The sequence below is a fragment of the Pseudarthrobacter sp. GA104 genome (genome assembly GCF_009741265.1).
Classification (GTDB): Bacteria; Actinomycetota; Actinomycetes; order Actinomycetales; family Micrococcaceae; genus Arthrobacter.
Map to the genome: position 1 here is coordinate 409,491 of NZ_WOWL01000001.1, position 18,023 is coordinate 427,513.

Sequence of the window (18,023 nt, forward strand, 5' to 3'; positions counted from 1 at the left end):
CACATTGCTAACCGCGTCAGCCGAGCATGGCCCGGCGGGCGCTGTCCGTGCGCTGGGCCGCGTTGCCGATCCGGACGTCCGCCGCCAGGATAACCGCCCCGGAGGCGCCGCAAAGCACCGGATTGAATTCCAGCAGCGCGATCTCGGGGTGGCTGTCCTTCAGCCACGCGAGCCTGCCGGCAAGGTCCTCGAGTGCGGCGACGTCCACTGCGGGCAGGCCCTGGTAGCCGAACAGCTTCCGGGCCGCCCGCGGTCCGCGGATGAAATCATGCACGTCCGCCGCGGACAGGGGCGGCACCCGGTGGGCCCAGTCGTCCAGCAGGTTGACGGCGTCGCCCGCCAGGCCGAAGGAGATGACCGGCCCCAGGAGCGGGTCTTCGATGGCCCGGAACGTGCAGGCCTGGCCAACGGGCGCCATGGTCTGCACCTCCAGGGCGGGGTCGCCGTAACGGGACAGGATGCGGCGCATCTGCAGCACGTTCAGGCGCAGGGACTCGGCGTCCTGGATGTCCAGCCGCACTCCCCCGAGGTCCAGCCGGTGGCGCAGCGAGGGGTCGGTGGTTTTCAGCGCTACCGGCCAGCCGAGGGCCTCCGCGGCCTCCACCGCCTCGTCGGGGCTGTCAAAACCGGCAGAGGGCAGTACGGTGATGCCGTAGTGGCCCAGGAGGGAACGCGTGGCCGCCGGATCCAGCTGTTTGAGCTGCTCGCCTTTTACGTCCCGGAGGTGGGCCTCGAGTTCTGCCCGGGCTGCCTGGGGATCGCAGCCTTCGGGTTCAACGAAGTGTCCATGGTCGCGGGAGACCCACTCGGCATACCGCACCACGGCCGCGAGCGCGGCCACGGCGGCGCCGGGGTTGGAAAAGCAGGGCACGGCGCGTTCCCCGGCCCCCACCATCCCCTCAACGTAGACAGAGGGATCCAGGATCCCCGTGAACGCGGCCACCACGGGCTTTCCGGACTTCACGGAGCATTCGGCCAGCACGTCGGCGATGCTGTCCACGGTGAGCCCGCGGGCCGGAAGCAGGGCAGCGACGGCTGCGTGGACGGCGTCCGACTCCAGCGCCGCGAGCAGGGCCGAACGCAGGGCGGGAAGGGCCACCGACTGGCCGGCGTCGAGGTCCACCCCGGCCACTACCTGGCCAATGCCCAGGCCGTGCGAGGCGGCACTGTCTGCCACCACCTTGCCCAGCGCCTGGGAGTTGCTGAAGATGGCAAGGCCGGGCCCGGCCGGGAGCGGCTGGCCGGAGACGACCTGGGCAACATCCACCAGCTGCTCTATGGTTTCCACCCGGATGACGCCGGACTGGCGCAGCATGGCGTCCAGGGCGCCCGCCGGCGCCTGGGTGGTGCGGACGGCGTGCCCGGGCGGCAGGCGCAGCCCCATGGCGTCGGACTTGGCCACGATCACCGGCTTGATGCGCGCCAGCCGGCGGGCCAGCCGGGAGAACTTGCGCGGGTTGCCGATGGATTCCAGGTACAGGCCGACTGCCGAGGTGTCGGCGTCGTCCTCCCAGTACTGCATCATGTCGTTGCCGGAAACATCGGCGCGGTTGCCGGCGGAGAGGAAGGTGGACAGGCCCAGCCGGCGCCTGCTGGAGGCGGCATAGAGCGAGACGCCGATGGCGGCCGACTGGGAGAACAGCCCCAGGCTGCCCCGCAGCGGCATCGCGGGCGCCATGGAAGCGTTCAACGACACGTTGGGGTGGGTGTTCACAATTCCCAGGGACGCCGGTCCTATCACCCGCATGCCGTTGGCCCGGGCCTGCCGCACGAGGTCCCGCTGCCTCGCGAGGCCGCGTTCGCCGTCGTCCGCGAAGCCTGCCGAAGCAACCACCAGTCCCTTCACCCCGGCCGCGGCGCAGTCGGCCACGACGGCGGCGACTTCCTCGTAGGGGACGGCCACCACCGCAAGCTGGACGGGCTCGGGGACTTCGGAGAGCCTGCCGAAGGACATCATGCCCGCCAGTTCCAGCGCCTCGGGGTTGATGGCGTACACGCTGCCGCGGAAGCCGCCCTCGATGATGTGCTCCAGCAGCTGGTACCCCACGGTCCCCCATTTTCGGCTGGCACCGATGACGGCAACGGACGACGGCGTCAGCAGGTCGCGGACGCTCCTCGCCTCTGCGCGGTGCTCACGGGATTCCATCACCGCCCGGGACCTCTCGGTGGGGTCGATGTTGAACTCCAGGCTCACGACGCCGTCGTCAAAATGCCGTTTGACGTCATACCCGGCATCGGAAAAGACCATCAGCATCTTGCGGTTCTCCGGCAGCACTTCGGCGCTGAAGCGGCGGATGCCGTTTTCGTGGGCGGCGGCGGCAAGGTGTTCCAGCAGGATGGAGCCAATGCCCCTCCCCTGGTGGGCGTCCGCGATGTTGAACGCCACCTCTGCCTCCGCGGGGTCGTCGAGCCGGTCATAACGGCCGATGCCGACGATTTCACCGCCGATGGTGATGACGAACGCCACCCGGTCCCGGTAATCCACCTCGGTGAACCGCTTGAGCTCCTTGCTGGAGAGCCTGGCCTTGAACGCGAAGAAGCGCATGTAGATTGAATTCTGCGACTGTCCCATGTGGAATGCCTGGACGGCGTCCGCATCCGAGGGATGGATTGGCCGCAGATGCGCGGTTCCGCCGTCGCGCAGGACGACATCGGCTTCCCAATGTTCCGGATATTCGCCGTCCACGGACTGATCCACCATAGGCTTAGCCTAGCCAAAAACTCCCGCAGCACCGCCGCTCGCGCACAATAAACCGTTTGCACAGCACTCCAGAAGGATCTACCCACCCATGGCCCGCCGCCAAAGCCCAGCCCCCACCGTGGAAGACAGCACCCCCTACACGGAGAACATCGTGGACATCGATGTCACCTCCGAAATGGAGGGGTCCTTCCTGGAGTACGCGTATTCGGTGATTTACTCGCGGGCCCTTCCCGACGCCCGCGACGGGCTCAAGCCGGTGCAGCGCCGCATCCTCTACATGATGAGCGATATGGGCCTGCGCCCCGACCGCGGCCACGTGAAGAGCGCCCGCGTGGTGGGCGAGGTCATGGGAAAGCTGCACCCGCACGGCGATACCGCCATCTACGACGCCATGGTGCGCATGGCGCAGGACTTCTCGCTGCGGCTGCCCCTCATTGACGGGCACGGCAACTTCGGCTCGCTCGACGACGGCCCTGCGGCTCCGCGGTATACGGAGGCACGGCTGGCCGCCGCCGCCCTCACCCTCACCGACCACCTCGATGAAGACGTGGTGGACTTTGTCCCCAACTACGACAACCAGCTGACCCAGCCGGACGTCCTGCCGGCAGCGTTCCCCAACCTGCTGGTCAACGGTGCCACCGGCATCGCCGTCGGCATGGCCACCAACATGGCCCCGCACAACCTCGTGGAGGTCATCGCGGCCGCGCGGCACCTGATTGCCAACCCGGACGCGACGCTGGAGGACATCATGCGCTTCGTGCCCGGCCCGGACCTGCCCAGCGGCGGGCGCATCGTGGGCCTGGACGGCATCCGCGACGCCTACGCCACCGGGCGAGGGTCCTTCAAGACCCGGGCCAAGGTGGAAATCGAGCAGCTTTCCGCGCGGCGGACCGGCCTGGTGGTCACCGAGCTCCCCTACATGGTGGGCCCGGAGAAGGTCATCGAGAAGATCAAGGACGCCGTCAATGCCAAGAAGCTGACCGGCATCAGCGACATCGTCGACCTGACGGACCGGAAGCACGGCCTGCGGCTGGTCATCGAACTGAAGAACGGCTTCAACCCCAACGCCGTCCTCCAGCAGCTCTACCGCTACTCGCCGATGGAGGACTCCTTCGGCATCAACAATGTCACCCTGGTGGACGGGCAGCCGCAGACCCTGGGCCTGGTGCAGCTGCTCACCGTCTACGTGAACCACCGGATCGACGTGGTGCGCCGCCGGACCGTCTTCCGGCTGGGAAAGAAGAAGGACCGCCTCCACCTGGTGGAGGGCCTCCTCATCGCCATTGTGGACATCGACGAAGTCATCCAGATCATCCGGTCCTCGGATGAGGCCGCCGCCGCCAGGGCCCGGCTGATGTCCATCTACGACCTCACGGAAATCCAGGCGAACTACATCCTGGAACTGCGCCTCCGCCAGCTGACCAAGTACTCCCGGATCGAGCTCGAGAAGGAACAGGACGAGCTCCGCCGCGAGATCGCGGAGCTGGAGGCCATCCTGGGCTCAGAGGAACGGCTGCGCACGCTGGTGTCCGACGAACTGGGCGCCATCGCCGAAGAGCACGGCACGCCGCGGCGGACGGTCCTGCTGGAATCAGAGGCTGTGGCCCCCACCGTTGCCGCCGACCTCGCCCTGGCCGCGGGAAAGAAGGGCAAGGCCGCGCCGCTGGCCCTGGAAATCGCCGACGACCCCTGCTGGGCAATCCTGACCGCGTCCGGGCAGGTGGCCCGCACCAGCAACCAGGAGCCGCTGGCGGAGGCCGGCCCCCGGGCCAAGCACGATGTCTACACGTCCGTGGTCAAGACCTCGGCGCGGGGCGAAATCGCTGCGGTCACCTCGCAGGGGCGCATGCTGCGCCTCCAGGTGATGGACATGCCGGTCCTGCCCCCGGTCTCGGGCCTGCCGAACCTCGCCGGCGGGGTTCCCGCCAAGGATTTCCTGACCCTCCTGAAGGGGGAGACCCTGGTGGCGTTCGTCCCGCTGGACGAAGTGCTGGCCATTGGCACTGCCCAGGGAGTGGTGAAGCGGGTGCAGCCGGACTATCCGCTGAACCGGGAAGACTGGGACGTCATTTCCCTGAAGGACAAGGACTTTGTGGTCAACGTGGTGCCTGCGGGAGCCGATGATGCCGAGCTGGTGTTCCTGACCAGCCAGGCGCAGCTGCTGAAGTTTGGTGCCGCAAGCGTGCGGCCGCAGGGCCGTACGGCCGGCGGCATGGCAGGCATCAAGCTGGCGGCCGGGGACCGTGTACTGTACTTCGGCGCCATCCAGCCCAAGGACGAGGCCGCCGTTGTGGTGACCATCGCGGGAACCACCGGCGCGCTTCCCGGCACCGCCCCCGGCACAGCCAAGGTGACCGCGTTCTCCGAGTATCCGGTGAAGGGGCGTGCGACAGCCGGAGTGCGGGCCCACCGCTTCCTGAAGGGCGAGGACACGCTGCTGCTCGCCTGGGCAGGCCACGGCCCGGCCAAGGCGTCCTCGGCAGCCGGGGTCGCCAGGTCCCTGCCTCAGGAGCATGGCCGGCGTGACGGATCCGGCGTCCCGCTCTCCCAGCCGGTGGATGTGGTGGGTCCCGCCATGGCCTGGCCTGATCCCGCCCAGACTGCCTGATCCAGCCTAGACTGCTTCCATGCCTATCGTTCCTGATGAGAAGGACTGGACCTGGGTCCTGACCCGTCCCTGCCCGGAATGCTCTTTTGACGCTTCCACGGTGACGCCGTCAACGGTCCCCGGGACCATCGAAAACATGCTCCCCCGCTGGCGGGCCGTCCTGCGCAGGCCGGACGCCGCCGAGCGCCCGAACGAGCACACCTGGTCGGCGCTGGAGTACGCCTGCCACGTCCGGGACGTCTTCAGCCTCTTTGACCAGAGGCTGAACCTCATGCTGGATTCGGACGACGCCAGGTTCGAGAACTGGGACCAGGACCGGACAGCGCTGGACAAGGACTACGCCAACGCCGATCCCGCCGTGGTGAGCGCTGAACTGGCCGCAGAGGGCAAGCAGGTGGCGGAGTCCTTTGCCGGCGTCCGCGAAGCGGAGTGGGGACGGAAAGGGCTGCGCAGCAACGGTTCTGAATTCACCGTCCTGACCCTCGCCCAGTACTTCCTGCACGACGTCGTCCATCACCTTCACGACGTGGACGGCTGATCCCCCTCTGCCGCGGTAAGCGCATACGCCGTCGAGGCACGGGTCCGGGCATACGCAGGCGCGGGTGCGCGTCCTGTGTTCCCTGACCCGGCGGCCAGCACCAGGCGGGCGTCGCCGGGGGCGATGTCAGCGGGGTTGTGGGTCACCAGCACCACAGTGCGGTTCCGCAGCCCCGCGCGCAGGTCCGCCAGCATGTCCTGTGCCGATTCCGCATCCAGGTGGGCCGTCGGCTCGTCCAACAGGATCACCTCCGCGCCCGTCATCAGCGTGCGGGCCACCGCCAGGCGCTGGCGCTCCCCTCCGCTCAGGAACGCACCGCCGGTACCGATCCGGGTGTCCAGGCCCGCCGCCAGCCCCTCCACCAGGCCGGACAGCCCAACGGACGCAAGCACATCCCGAAGTTCGGCGTCGCCGCCGGCAGCCCGGTCCCCGGAGGAACGCTTGCCCAGCAGCAGGTTGCCGCGGATGGTCGAGTCAAAGAGGTGGGCCTCCTGCGGGCACCACGCGGCCCGGCCGGTCACCCGGGCAGTCCCCGCGGCGGCCGGAAGGAAGCCCAGCAGGACCGAGAGCAGGGTGGACTTTCCGGAGCCCGAGGGCCCGGTGACTGCCAGCCAACGCCCCGGTTCCGCAACCGCGTCCAGCCCGGCAAACACCGGCGCACCGCCCGGCCAGGCCGCGGCAAGGTTTTCGAGTTCGACGCCGGGAGCACAGTTGTGCCGGGGCGGCACCTCCTGCAGGCCGTCCGCAGCGCTGCCCACGGAATCGGGGGCGGCGCGGTCCAGCGCGCCCGAGGCGGCGACGCGCCGCATGACCGTCCGGAGCGCCGGGAACTGGCGTACCGCCGTCGTCATCGCCGCGTAAGGTTCCACGAGCGCGAGGAGCAGCAGCACCACCACCGCCGCAGTGGCGGGCTCGAGGCGGCCCTCGAACACCGCGGGAGCCGCCAGCAAGGCGGCAGCGAAAGCCGCGGCGCAGCACGAAGCGGTGGTGATGGCGTGGCCCAGTCCGTCCGCCCAGGCCGAGCGCCGGGACGCCCGGGTGGCATCGCGGTCCTGCGCCCGCAGTCCTGCAAGGACAGCGAAGGCAACGCCGTTGGCGTGCAGCTCGGCCCTGGCATCAAGGGCTGCGGAAATGCGCCGCAGCACTCCGGACCTCAGAACCTGTTCGGCGCTGGCAGATTTCCGGTCAGCCCACAGTGCCAGGGCCGGCGCCATGAACAGGCTGGCCGCGGCGGCGGCCAGGACGGCCGGCAGCGCGGCCGGCACCAGCAGGCCGGTAGTGGCCAGTGCCAGCGCGGAGACGGCAAGGGCGGTAACGGGCGGCAGCACAACGCGGGGCAGGAGGTCGCGGACGGTATCGACGTCGTCAATCACCGATCCCAGGACGTTGCCGCCCTGGAGCAGGCGGCGGAGTGCGAGCGCCCTGCGGCTCAGCGACTCCCACAGCTGTCCGCGGAGCCGGGTGAGGGCGGCAAACACCGCATCATGCAGGAGGAGCCGTTCCCAGTAACGGAGCACCGCCCGCCCGATTCCGAAGAACCGCACCCCCACGATGGCGGTCAGCAGGTACAGGATGGGCGGCTGCCCGCTGGCCCGGATGATCAGCCAGCCGGACAGACCGGACAGCGCCACTGCGAAGACTGCGGCCAGCGTGCCCACCACCGCGGCGGCCGCGAACTTGCCGCGCACCGGCGCAAGGAGCACTGCGAGCAGTCGGGCGGTGGCGCGGCTGTCGGCTGGTTCGGCCGCGGCGGGGATTGTGGCGCGGGCAGCCGTGCCGGCTGTGCTGGCTGAGTCGTCGGCCGTTTCGCCGGCGGCAGAGCCGGCCGCGGCAGCTGGTCGTGCCCGGAATGCATCCGCCGGGTGCGCGGCGGCGGGTACTGTCCGGCCCGGCCCTCCCACGGGCACCACGTGGTCCGCGAGGCTGCGGGTGCGTTCATTGTGCGCCACCAGGATCACCGTCACCCGGCCCCGGAGCTTCCTGATGGCCTCCTCGACGGCCATCGCCGAGGCGTCGTCCAGGTGCGCGGTGGGCTCGTCGAGCAGCAGGACGGTGGCTCCGGCCTCGATCTTCGCCAGCCCCCGGGCCAGGGCGACCCTCCGCAGCTCGCCCGGGCTCAGTTCCGCCGGGTGCTGTTGGGCCAGGTGGCCGGCGGCAGCGCGGTCCAGGCAGGCGCGTGCGGCGGCTTCCGCGCCTGCATGGCCGCTGGCGCCAGGGATGTCCCCGGAAACGTAGAGCACCACCTCATCCAGGACGGTTTCCGCGAGCATCGCGGGGTGTTGCGGCACCCAGGCCAGGGCGGTCCGGTCCAGGCCCTGGACCGTGCCGGTTACCGTCGTGCCGCCGCCGTCGCCAATGGTCCCGGCCAGGACGCCGAGGACCGTGCTCTTTCCTGCGCCGCTGGCGCCGTCCAGGGCGGTGATCCTGCCTTGGGGTGCCGAGAAGGTGAGCGGGCCGACGGCGGGCCCTGACCTTCCGCCGTAGCTCACGGCAAGGTCCGTGACGGTGACCGGCGCCCCGGGCCTTCCTGCCTTGGCTGCAGGAAGCGGGCGGGGCTCGGGAGCATCCGTGACAGCGGCGGCTGCGGCGAGGGCAACCCGGCCGTCGTCGCTGGCGTGGTGGGCGGTGCCCAGTTCCCGCAGCGGAAGATAGCAGTCCGGCGCCAGGATCAGGGCAAGCAGGCCTGCTTCGAGCGGCATGTCGCCGTGCACCAGGCGGACACCGATGAACACCGCAACCACAGCGACGGAGATGGTTGCGATCAGTTCCAGCGCCAGGGCCGACAGGAAGGCCGTGCGCAGGGTTCCGATGGTGCGGGCGCGGTATTCCTCCGAGATCTCCTCCAGCGCCTTGCGCTGCGCCGTGGCCCGGCCGAGTCCCACCAGGACGGGCAGTCCTTTGGCGAGCTCCAGCATGTGGGCGGAGAGCCTTGCGAGGGAGGCCTGCGCCTCGCGGACGCTGTCCTCGGTATACCGGCCGATCAGCACCATGAACAACGGCACGAGCGGCACCGTCAGGACAATCACCACTGCGCTGAGCCAGTCGGCGAAAAGGATCCGCGCTCCCAGCAGCAGCGGAATCGTGGCGCAGTTCACCAGCGCGGGCAGGAACTGGGTGTAGTAGTTGTCCAGGGCGTCCAGGCCGCGGGTTGCCAAAACGGCGAGTCCGCCGTCGGCCGGTCCGGTCTCCCTTACGCCATTGCGCAGAGCCCGTTCAAGGAGCCCCGCGCGGAGCTCCTCCTTGATGCCAAGGGCGGCCCGGCGGGATGCAACGGCTTGTCCCCAGACCGTCAGGGACCGCAGGACCGCGCCGGCCAGTCCCAGGGGAATCTCGCCGGCCCAGCCAGGGTCCCCCGCCACCATTCCGGCGAGGGCTGATGCCACCGCCTGGCCCATGAGCACCAGGGACAACGCCTTGAGGGCAGCCAGCAGTCCCAGGAGGTAGAGGGCGGAGCGGGTGGCGGGACCGGGCGGGAAACTTGGCCGCATGTCAGCCCTTCGTGGTGAAGGCCCTGGCGGCGATGGCCGGCAGGAAGCTGTGCGCCTCCGGGATGTGCGCCGCGCTGACACGCCGCCGGAAGACCCAGTAGGTCCAGGCCTGGTAGGCGATGACCAGGGGGAGGCCGAAGGCGGCCACGACACTCATAAGGCCAAGAGTGTAATCCGAGGAGGAAGCGTTTGAAATGGTCAGGTCGAAGGCGCTGTCCAGGGTGGAGGGCAGCACCACGGGGAATACTGCGGCGAAGATGGACGCGGTTCCGAGTACCAGGAAGGCGCCGAGGGCCAGGAAGGCCTTGCCTTCGGCTGCCTTGCGGGCCAGGAACCAGGCTGCGGCTGCCGCGGCAACGGCGAGGATGACCAGGGCCCAGGTCCACGGCTTGCCGTCGAGGAACTGGATGCTGAGGGCCCACGCGGCGATGGGCAGCAACAGCACCGGCAGCAGCCGCACGAACCACTGGCGGGCCCGGTGCCGGACGTCGCCGTCGGTCTTCAGGGCCAGGAAGGCCAGCGCATGCAGCAGTGAGAAACCCGCTACGGCGAGCCCGCCCAGCACGGCGTAGCCGCTGAACCAGGCCAGCGGACCGCCCTCACGGTCGCCGTTCGCATTCAGGGGAAGCCCGGTGGTGGTGAGGGCCAGCGCGGCGCCCACTCCGAAAGCGGCGAAGAAGGAACCGAGGGCGATGGCCCAGTCCCAGCGGGCACGCCACTCTTCGGTATCCACCTTGCCGCGGTATTCGAAGGCCACCGCGCGGAAGATCAGGGCAACGAGCACCACCAGGAGCGGCAGGTAAAGGGCCGAAAACAGGGAGGCATACCAGAGCGGGAAGGCAGCGAAGGTGGCGCCGCCGGCGGTTAGGAGCCAGACCTCGTTGCCGTCCCAGACCGGGCCGATGGTGTTGAGCAGGACCCGGCGTTCGGTGTTGTTGCGGGCGAAAAGCTTCATGAGCATTCCGACGCCGAGATCGAAGCCCTCAAGGAAGAGGTACCCGGTCCACAGCACGGCGATGGCGATGAACCAGATGGTCGGGAGCAGTTCCATTCTGTGTTTCCTCTGCTTGGTATCGGGCTAGTAGGCGAAGGCCAGGACGTCGTCGGCGGGTTTCCCGCCGCCTGGGCCGCCCGGTCCGGGGGTGGCGTCCTCGTTCTCGTCTACGGGTGCGTGCGCCAGTTCCGGCATGGCGGAAACTACTCCGCCCCGGATGTACTTGACCAGCAGCTTGACCTCAACCACCAGCAGGACCGCGTACACCGCCGTCAGCGTTACCAGTGATGCCAGCAACTCTCCCGCCGACACCCCCGGCGAAACCGCGGCGGCGGTGAACATGAACACCTGGTCGATGCCGCTGGGGTCGGGATTGGGGGCCACCACAAAAGGCTGGCGTCCCATTTCCGTGAAGATCCAGCCGGCTGCATTGGCACCGAACGGGGCCAGGATGCCGAAGACCGCCAGCCGCATGAGCCACGGGGACTCGGGAACGGTTCCCTTCCGGGTGATCCACAGCGCCACCAGCGCTGCCAGGGCGGCAAGCCCGCCGAAGCCGATCATCATGCGGAAGCCCCAGTAGGTCACCTCCATGACCGGCAGGTAGTCGATCTCCTGCCCGGCGCGTTCACCGTAGATCGGGTTGTCCGGCAGGTTCGTGCCGTACTTCTCCTGGTATTCGGGCAGCAGGGTGTTGACCCCTGGACTTCGGTGGTGAAGTCCCCCTTGGCCAGGTAGGAGAGGATGCCCGGAACCTCGATCAGCGCCACGATGTCGTCACAGTTCTGCGAGCCGATGTTGCCGATGCTGAGGACCGAGAAGCCGGTGCCGTCGTGGCAGGCAGCTTCCGCCGCGGCCATCTTCATGGGCTGCTGCTCGAACATCAGCTTGCCCTGGAGGTCGCCGGTGAGGGCTGTGCCGGCGAAGGAAATCATGGCAACCACGGCGCCGATGCGCAGGGACCGGAGCCAGACCTTGTGGTCGTTCAGGTCACGGCCGGGGATGTCCGCTGCTTCGCCGGGGACCACCTTGCCGTCGGCGCCCACGGTGTCGACGCCGTCGCGCCGCCTCCGCCACAGGTGGTACCAGGCGATGCCGAGGAGGAAGCCGCCCGCCACCGCCAGTGCGCCGAACAGCGTGTGGGGCACTGCAACGAGGGCGGTGTTGTTGGTGAAGACGGCCCAGGCGTCAGTCATGACGGGCCGGCCGTCGATCATCTCCACACCCACCGGGTGCTGCATCCAGCTGTTGGCCACGATGATGAAGTAGGCGGAGAAGACGGAACCGATGACGGCAATCCACAGGCAGGCCAGGTGGATGCCCGGCTTGAGCTGTTTCCAGCCGAAGATCCACAAGCCCAGGAACGTGGATTCCACGAAGAAGGCGAGGAGCGCCTCCAGTGCCAGCGGCGCGCCGAAAACATCGCCCACGAACCGGCTGTATTCGCTCCAGGCCATGCCGAACTGGAACTCCTGGACGATGCCGGTGGCCACGCCCATGATGAAGTTGATGAGGAACAGCTTGCCCCAGAACTTGGTCATCCGTAGGTATTCGGGGTTGCCCGTGCGGTGCCAGGCGGTCTGGATGACGGCCACGACCAGGCCAAGGCCGATGGTCAGCGGAACCATCATGAAGTGGTAAACGGTGGTGATGCCGAATTGCCAGCGTGCGATTTCCAGCGCGTCCATAGCGTCCAAGGCGGTCCCTCGTGTCAGCGAAATGCAGATCTTCTACGTTTTGTAGAACTGAACTTCTACCGAGTGTAGAACAACGTCGGCAGCGGTGTAAAAACCAGCTTCCACTCCCCTGGAGCCGCAGGCAAGGGAGGGGGCAGGCGAAGTGTTCTACCCAACGTAGAAAGTCTTGTGAAAACCGGGTAAATTAGAACTTGTAGTTGAAGCAAAGCATGCAGCCACCGCCGCTTCGACGCGGTGGCGCGGGGAACAAAGGAAAAGTGCAATGGCTAGTCTTGGTGAACTGGAACGGGCAGTGATGGATCTGCTCTGGGCGGGCCAGGGAGCAGCCACCGCTAATACCCTGCGGGACCGGCTGGCGCAGACGTCGGCCGGACAGGACGGCACGGCAGCCCATGAAGGCAAGGAACTTGCCGTGACCACCGTTCTTACCGTGCTGTCCCGGCTGGAAAAGAAGGGCCTGGTGGAGCGCGAACGCGGCACCCGCCCGCACCGGTACCAGGCAGTGTCCAGCCGTGCGGACCACACCGCTGAGCTGATGCATGAAGTGCTGGGGTCGGCGCCGGACCGCGAGGCCGTGCTGGCACGCTTCATTGGGTCCGTTTCCGAGGGCGAGGCCGAGACGCTGCGCAAACTGCTTGGCCACCTGTAACGCACCATGTTCTGGGCCTCATACCTGCTGGCGGTCCTTGCGATAGTCCTGGCGTGGCCGGTGCCTATCCTCCTCTCGCGGGCGAAGTGGCCTGCCCGCTCGCCGTTCACTGCCATGATCCTGTGGCAGGCGATCGCCCTGGCCGGCGGGCTGTCGATGATCGGCGCCATGCTGGTCTACGGCCTGGAGCCGATCGGCGACAACCTGATTGCGGGGCTTCGGGCGCTGGCCGGAATGGTGCTCTTCAATGCCCCCACCACGGCTTTGGGGTTCTGGCACATCTTCGCCCTGTCCGCTGCCGCCCTGCTCACCGCCCACCTGGTGTTCACACTGTTGCTGACCTACTACAAGATCGAGCGCCAGCGCCGGCGGCACCGCGAACTGCTGGCCCTCCTGGCCTCACCGTCCGGTGAAGGAACGGGAACGCTCGTTATCAGCCATGACTCCCCCGTGGCCTACTGCCTTCCCGGCGGCGCCCGCTCGGTGACGGTCCTCTCGGATGGCCTGATGGCGGCCCTTGAACCGGCTGAACTCCGGGCGGTACTGATCCATGAGAACGCCCACCTGAACCAACGGCACCACCTGCTGCTGTGGGCTTTTGCCGCGTGGCGGCAAGCACTGCCGTGGCTGCCCACCACCCGCCTGGCCCAGGAGTCGGTGAATTCGCTGATCGAAATGCTGGCCGACGACGTCGCGCTCAAAACCGAGAGCAAGGCCACGCTGATCAAGGCCATCGCCATCGTGGCCAGCGGATCGGCCGGGAACACCGGAGGAGCGGAACTCCGCCCCTCAGCTTCCAGCCTGGCGCTGTCCGGGCTCGAGGCGGCCGCCGGCACGCCCGGCCCGGACCCGGCCCGCACCACGGCCACCAGGGTCAGCAGGCTGCTCTCACCCCAGCCTGAGCTGCCGGCTCCGGTCCGGAACATGGTGATGGCCGGATCCGTACTGCTGCTGGCGCTGCCCACCGCCCTGCTGGTGGTACCAGGGCTGCCGGGCTGAGCCGCGGCGTCGTACCTCCGGCGGCTCCACCGCCCCGTCAGGCGTCGATGCGCTCCCGGTCCAGGCTGGCGGCGCCGGCGATAATAAAGTCCTTGCGCGGCGACACGTCCGAGCCCATCAGCAGGTCAAAGGTCTTCTCGGCCTCTTCCAGTTCCGCGATCCCCACTTTGCGGAGCATCCGGTGCCGGGGGTCCATGGTGGTCTCGGCCAGCTGCTCCGCATCCATCTCGCCCAGGCCCTTGTACCGCTGGATGGGTTCCTTGTACCGCTTGCCTTCCTTGGCCAGCCTGGCCAGCAGCACGTGCAGCTCGGCCTCGGAGTAGGTGTAGATCATCTCGTTGGCCTTCTGGCCGGCGTTGATCACTTCCACCCGGTGCAGCGGCGGAACGGCGGCGAACACCCTGCCCTTCTCGATCATCGGGCGCATGTAGCGGAAGAAGAGCGTCAGGAGCAGCGTGCGGATGTGCGCGCCGTCAACATCGGCGTCCGTCATCAGGATGACTTTGCCGTAGCGGGCGGCACTGATATCGAAGCTGCGCCCGGAACCCGCACCCACCACCTGGATGAGGGCCGCGCATTCGGCGTTGGAGAGCATGTCCCCCACCGAGGCCTTCTGCACGTTGAGGATCTTGCCGCGGATGGGCAGCAGGGCCTGGAAGTCCGAGGACCGTGCCAGTTTGGCGGTTCCCAGCGCTGAATCGCCTTCCACGATGAAAAGTTCGGAGCGGTCGACGTCGTCCGTACGGCAGTCGGCAAGCTTGGTGGGCATCGAGGAAGTTTCCAGGGCGTTCTTGCGCCGCTGGGTTTCCTTGTGGACGCGTGCCGAGATCCGCGACTTCATTTCGTTGACGATTTTTTCCAGCAGCAGGGCCGACTGGGCCTTGTCGTTCCGGTTCGCGGAGCCGAGTTTGGCACTGATCTCGCGCTCCACCACCTTTGACACGATGGCGCGCACCGCCGAGGTGCCCAGGATCTCCTTGGTCTGGCCTTCGAACTGCGGCTCCGCCAGCCGCACGGTCAGGACGGCGGTCAGGCCCGCGAAGATGTCATCCTTTTCGATCTTGTCGTTGCCCGCCTTGAGCTTACGGGCGTTGGTTTCCACCGCTTTGCGGAAGGTCTTGACCAGGGCCTGCTCAAAGCCTGACTGGTGGGTTCCGCCCTTGGGGGTGGAGATGATGTTAACGAAGCTCCGGACGGTGCTGTCGTAGCCAATGCCCCAGCGCAGCGCGACATCCACCTCACAGTCCCGCTCCACCTCGGCCAACTGGCTGTGCCCGCGCTCGTCCAGGACGGGAACCGTCTCCTTGAACTTTCCGGAGCCGTGCAGCCGCCAGACGTCAGTGACGGCGGGATCGGCGGCGAGGAACTCCGCGAATTCGGAGATCCCGCCGTCGTGGTGGAAGACCTCTTCGTGCACTCCTGCCTCGCCGGGCGTTCCCGGGAACCTCCGCTCATCGCGCACGGTCAGTTTGAGGCCGGGCACCAGGAAGGAGGTCTGGCGCGCGCGGGCGGCCAGTTCGTCATAGGAGAACTTTGCGTCCGGCGTGAAGATCTGCCGGTCGGCCCAGTACCGGATCCGGGTGCCCGTGACCCCGCGCTTCGCTTTGCCCACCACGTCCAGGACGGAATCGTCCACGAACGGGGTGAAGGGTGCGGCGGGGTCGACCTTGGAGCCGACGTCCTTGAAGCGCCCGGGCTCGCCGCGCCGGAAGGACATCTTGTAGGTCTTGCCGCCGCGGTCCACCTCAACGTCGAGGCGGGAGGACAGTGCGTTGACCACGGACGCGCCGACGCCGTGCAGGCCGCCGGAGGCGGTGTAGGAGCCGCCGCCGAACTTGCCGCCGGCGTGCAGTTTCGTGAAAACCACTTCGACGCCCGTCAGGCCGGTCTTGGGTTCCTTGTCGATGGGGATGCCGCGGCCGTCATCGTGGATCTCCACGGAGTTGTCGGCGTGGAGGATGATCTTGATGTCGTGGCCGAAGCCGGCCAGGGCCTCATCCACGGAGTTGTCGATGATCTCCCAGAGGCAGTGCATGAGTCCGCGGGAGTCGGTGGAACCGATGTACATGCCCGGGCGCTTGCGGACAGCCTCGAGGCCCTCCAGTACAGACAGGTGCCGGGCAGTGTAATCAGAACTTGGTGCCACTGGTGATGAACTCCTTCAGGGACGGGAACAGCAGGCGTGGATCGCTTCCTCTAGGGTAGTCGGCCGGGTACCGGCAGACCGGCTGCCACACCTGGCCGGGGGTGTGGACCGCGCCACGCGGGATTGTGCCGGCCAGCCCCTGCGGCGAACTTGAGCCAACTTTGCGGATACGCGCACAGCGAACTTGCCCCATCCTTGCGATGGTTTTGTTACGAATGCTGGTTATATAGACGTACTGATCTACTAAGGAGGCCGACATGACAACAGCAGTGGCAGACCGCACACTCAACGCACTGGACCGGTGCGATCGTTGCGGAGCTCAGGCTTACGTCCGGGTTGTATTGGAGTCCTCCGGCGGTGAACTGCTGTTCTGCGGCCACCACGCCCGTGCAGTGGAGGCGACCCTCAAGCCGTTGAGCTCCGACTGGCACGACGAGACGGGCAAGCTTCACGAAAAGGCAGTCGTAGAAATCGACTAGGTTCCAGAAGCTGTTGGGACCCCGCCGCATGGTGGGGTCCCAATCCTTTTAAGCAGTAAAGATTCAAGGCACTGCCCCGCGGCGCAGCGGTCGTGCACGACCTGGCGGAAACAACGCGGCCCGCCGGCTGCCGCACCTGGGGCGCGGCGGCCGGCGGGCCGCGTTGTTGACCGGTCCTGACCTAGTCCAGGTAGTCCCGGAGCACCTGCGACCGCGACGGGTGGCGGAGCTTGGACATGGTCTTCGATTCGATCTGGCGGATGCGCTCACGCGTGACTCCGTAGACCTTTCCGATTTCGTCTAAAGTCTTCGGCTGTCCATCAGTCAGGCCGAAGCGCATGGCCACAACGCCGGCCTCACGTTCGGACAGCGTGTCCAGGACGGAGTGCAGCTGCTCCTGCAGGAGCGTGAAGCTCACGGCGTCCGCAGGAACCACGGCCTCGGAGTCCTCGATCAGGTCGCCGAACTCGGAGTCGCCGTCCTCGCCCAGGGGCGTGTGCAGCGAAATGGGCTCGCGGCCGTACTTCTGGACTTCAACGACCTTCTCGGGCGTCATGTCCAGTTCGAGGGCCAGCTCTTCGGGCGTGGGTTCACGGCCCAGGTCCTGCAGCATCTGGCGCTGCACGCGGGCCAGCTTGTTGATGACCTCGACCATGTGCACCGGAATACGGATGGTGCGTGCCTGGTCGGCCATGGCGCGGGTGATTGCCTGGCGGATCCACCAGGTGGCGTAGGTGGAGAACTTGAAGCCCTTGGTGTAGTCGAACTTCTCCACCGCACGGATGAGGCCCAGGTTGCCTTCCTGGATGAGGTCCAGGAACAGCATGCCGCGGCCGGTGTAGCGCTTGGCCAGCGAGACCACCAGGCGGAGGTTCGCTTCCAGGAGGTGGTTCTTGGCGCGCTTGCCGTCATGGATGATGAATTCAAGCTCCCGCTTGTACTTCGGATCCATGGAGCCGTCGTCAGCGTTGATCTTTTCCTCGGCAAACAGTCCGGCTTCGATCCGGAGCGCCAGGTCAACTTCCTGCTCGGCGTTGAGCAGCGCGACCTTACCGATCTGCTTCAGGTAGTCCTTGACGGGGTCGGCGGTAGCTCCGGCGGACATGACCTGCTGCACGGGTGCGTCGTCGTCATCGGCGTCCGAGTAGACGAAGCCCTTGCCGGAGCCGGCGGCACCCTTGGCGGGATCTGCCTCGGCGTCGTCCTCGATGACCTCGGGTCCTTCGAGGATGATGTCGTCGAGATCTTCGTCGACTTCTTCTACATCGTCCGCGCCACCGGCCGCAGACTTACCGGCGGCCTCGGCAGCTGCCTTTGCGCCTGGCTTGGGCCCGCGCTTCTTGGGCTCGCGCTTGCCGTCCGCGGCCTCACCGGCAGATGCTTTGTTGGCTGCCCGCGTAGCTGCCCGCTTGGCGTTGGTCGCAGCCTGCTTCTCCTCGGCGGACAGTTCGTCCTGGGCGGCGGGGTCCTTCTTCGTGGAAGACGGGGTCACAGAAAACCTTTCTAGCGGTGGTCTGTGGAATCACCATACGGGCAACACCACTATGACCCTGTCAAGTCCGTGGTGAAAACCAAGCGCTACCACGGCCGGCAGAGTCTATTAAGACAACTGCCGGAGCCGCTGTAATGTTCCCCGAAGGGCACAATCCTGGGCGCTCGATACACGGACCCAACCGGGTCTCGGCAACTATTGTCTCATGTTTTCCCGGTTAACGGCCTCTCCG

At 67.4% G+C, this 18,023-nt stretch carries 10 protein-coding genes and 1 pseudogene; 5 read left to right on the forward strand and 6 right to left on the reverse strand.

All coding sequences use genetic code 11. The features are described from left to right. Positions 1–16: 16 nt before the first annotated feature. On the reverse strand, positions 17–2,701 hold the full coding sequence (locus tag GK109_RS01885) for a bifunctional GNAT family N-acetyltransferase/acetate--CoA ligase family protein (RefSeq protein ID WP_157238477.1): 2,685 nt from the start codon (positions 2,699–2,701) through the stop codon (positions 17–19). 88 nt (positions 2,702–2,789) lie between these two features. Between GK109_RS01885 and GK109_RS01890 the strand changes: the two genes are divergently transcribed. Continuing rightward, positions 2,790–5,309, forward strand: a complete 2,520-nt coding sequence (locus GK109_RS01890; protein ID WP_157238478.1) for a DNA topoisomerase (ATP-hydrolyzing) subunit A — start codon at positions 2,790–2,792, stop codon at positions 5,307–5,309. Between the two features lie 19 nt (positions 5,310–5,328). After that, positions 5,329–5,847: a DinB family protein gene (locus tag GK109_RS01895; protein ID WP_104997551.1), complete on the forward strand. Its 519-nt coding sequence runs from the start codon at positions 5,329–5,331 to the stop codon at positions 5,845–5,847. Here the strand turns inward: GK109_RS01895 and cydD are convergent. The 3 genes and pseudogenes from cydD to GK109_RS01910 all read right to left on the reverse strand — a co-directional run bounded on the left by cydD (position 5,829) and on the right by GK109_RS01910 (position 12,017). Continuing rightward, positions 5,829–9,335, reverse strand: a complete 3,507-nt coding sequence (cydD, locus tag GK109_RS01900; protein WP_157238479.1) for a thiol reductant ABC exporter subunit CydD — start codon at positions 9,333–9,335, stop codon at positions 5,829–5,831. The genes GK109_RS01895 and cydD overlap by 19 nt on opposite strands. 1 nt (position 9,336) lies before the next feature. Next, the gene (gene cydB, locus GK109_RS01905; RefSeq protein ID WP_157238480.1) at positions 9,337–10,386 is read right to left on the reverse strand and encodes a cytochrome d ubiquinol oxidase subunit II; all 1,050 of its coding nucleotides are present in this window, start codon (positions 10,384–10,386) and stop codon (positions 9,337–9,339) included. Positions 10,387–10,413: 27 nt separating this feature from the next. Further along, positions 10,414–12,017: pseudogene (locus GK109_RS01910) on the reverse strand (cytochrome ubiquinol oxidase subunit I). Between the two features lie 271 nt (positions 12,018–12,288). Here GK109_RS01910 and GK109_RS01915 point away from each other — a divergent pair. Further along, a complete protein-coding gene (locus GK109_RS01915; RefSeq protein WP_157238481.1) occupies positions 12,289–12,675 on the forward strand; it encodes a BlaI/MecI/CopY family transcriptional regulator in 387 nt (128 codons plus the stop codon). A gap of 6 nt (positions 12,676–12,681) precedes the next feature. Beyond that, positions 12,682–13,674, forward strand: a complete 993-nt coding sequence (locus GK109_RS01920; protein ID WP_157238482.1) for a M56 family metallopeptidase — start codon at positions 12,682–12,684, stop codon at positions 13,672–13,674. Positions 13,675–13,711: 37 nt separating this feature from the next. Here the strand turns inward: GK109_RS01920 and GK109_RS01925 are convergent, their stop codons facing one another. Further along, a complete protein-coding gene (locus tag GK109_RS01925; RefSeq protein ID WP_323057373.1) occupies positions 13,712–15,820 on the reverse strand; it encodes a DNA topoisomerase IV subunit B in 2,109 nt (702 codons plus the stop codon). A 257-nt stretch (positions 15,821–16,077) separates the two neighbouring features. Between GK109_RS01925 and GK109_RS01930 the strand changes: the two genes are divergently transcribed. Then, positions 16,078–16,299, forward strand: a complete 222-nt coding sequence (locus GK109_RS01930) for a hypothetical protein (RefSeq protein ID WP_139028897.1) — start codon at positions 16,078–16,080, stop codon at positions 16,297–16,299. Between the two features lie 181 nt (positions 16,300–16,480). Here GK109_RS01930 and GK109_RS01935 read toward each other — a convergent pair whose 3' ends face one another. Beyond that, on the reverse strand, positions 16,481–17,791 hold the full coding sequence (locus GK109_RS01935) for an RNA polymerase sigma factor (RefSeq protein WP_321215950.1): 1,311 nt from the start codon (positions 17,789–17,791) through the stop codon (positions 16,481–16,483). Between the last annotated feature and the right edge of the window lie 232 nt (positions 17,792–18,023).

Bases quoted from the DNA above. Each gene is read 5' to 3' on its own strand.
- cydB (WP_157238480.1), bottom strand. From the start codon at position 10,386: ATGGAACTGCTCCCGACCATCTGGTTCATCGCCATCGCCGTGCTGTGG.
- GK109_RS01895 (WP_104997551.1), top strand. From the start codon at position 5,329: ATGCCTATCGTTCCTGATGAGAAGGACTGGACCTGGGTCCTGACCCGT.
- GK109_RS01920 (WP_157238482.1), top strand. From the start codon at position 12,682: ATGTTCTGGGCCTCATACCTGCTGGCGGTCCTTGCGATAGTCCTGGCG.
- cydD (WP_157238479.1), bottom strand. From the start codon at position 9,335: ATGCGGCCAAGTTTCCCGCCCGGTCCCGCCACCCGCTCCGCCCTCTAC.
- GK109_RS01930 (WP_139028897.1), top strand. From the start codon at position 16,078: ATGACAACAGCAGTGGCAGACCGCACACTCAACGCACTGGACCGGTGC.
- GK109_RS01885 (WP_157238477.1), bottom strand. From the start codon at position 2,701: ATGGTGGATCAGTCCGTGGACGGCGAATATCCGGAACATTGGGAAGCC.
- GK109_RS01915 (WP_157238481.1), top strand. From the start codon at position 12,289: ATGGCTAGTCTTGGTGAACTGGAACGGGCAGTGATGGATCTGCTCTGG.
- GK109_RS01890 (WP_157238478.1), top strand. From the start codon at position 2,790: ATGGCCCGCCGCCAAAGCCCAGCCCCCACCGTGGAAGACAGCACCCCC.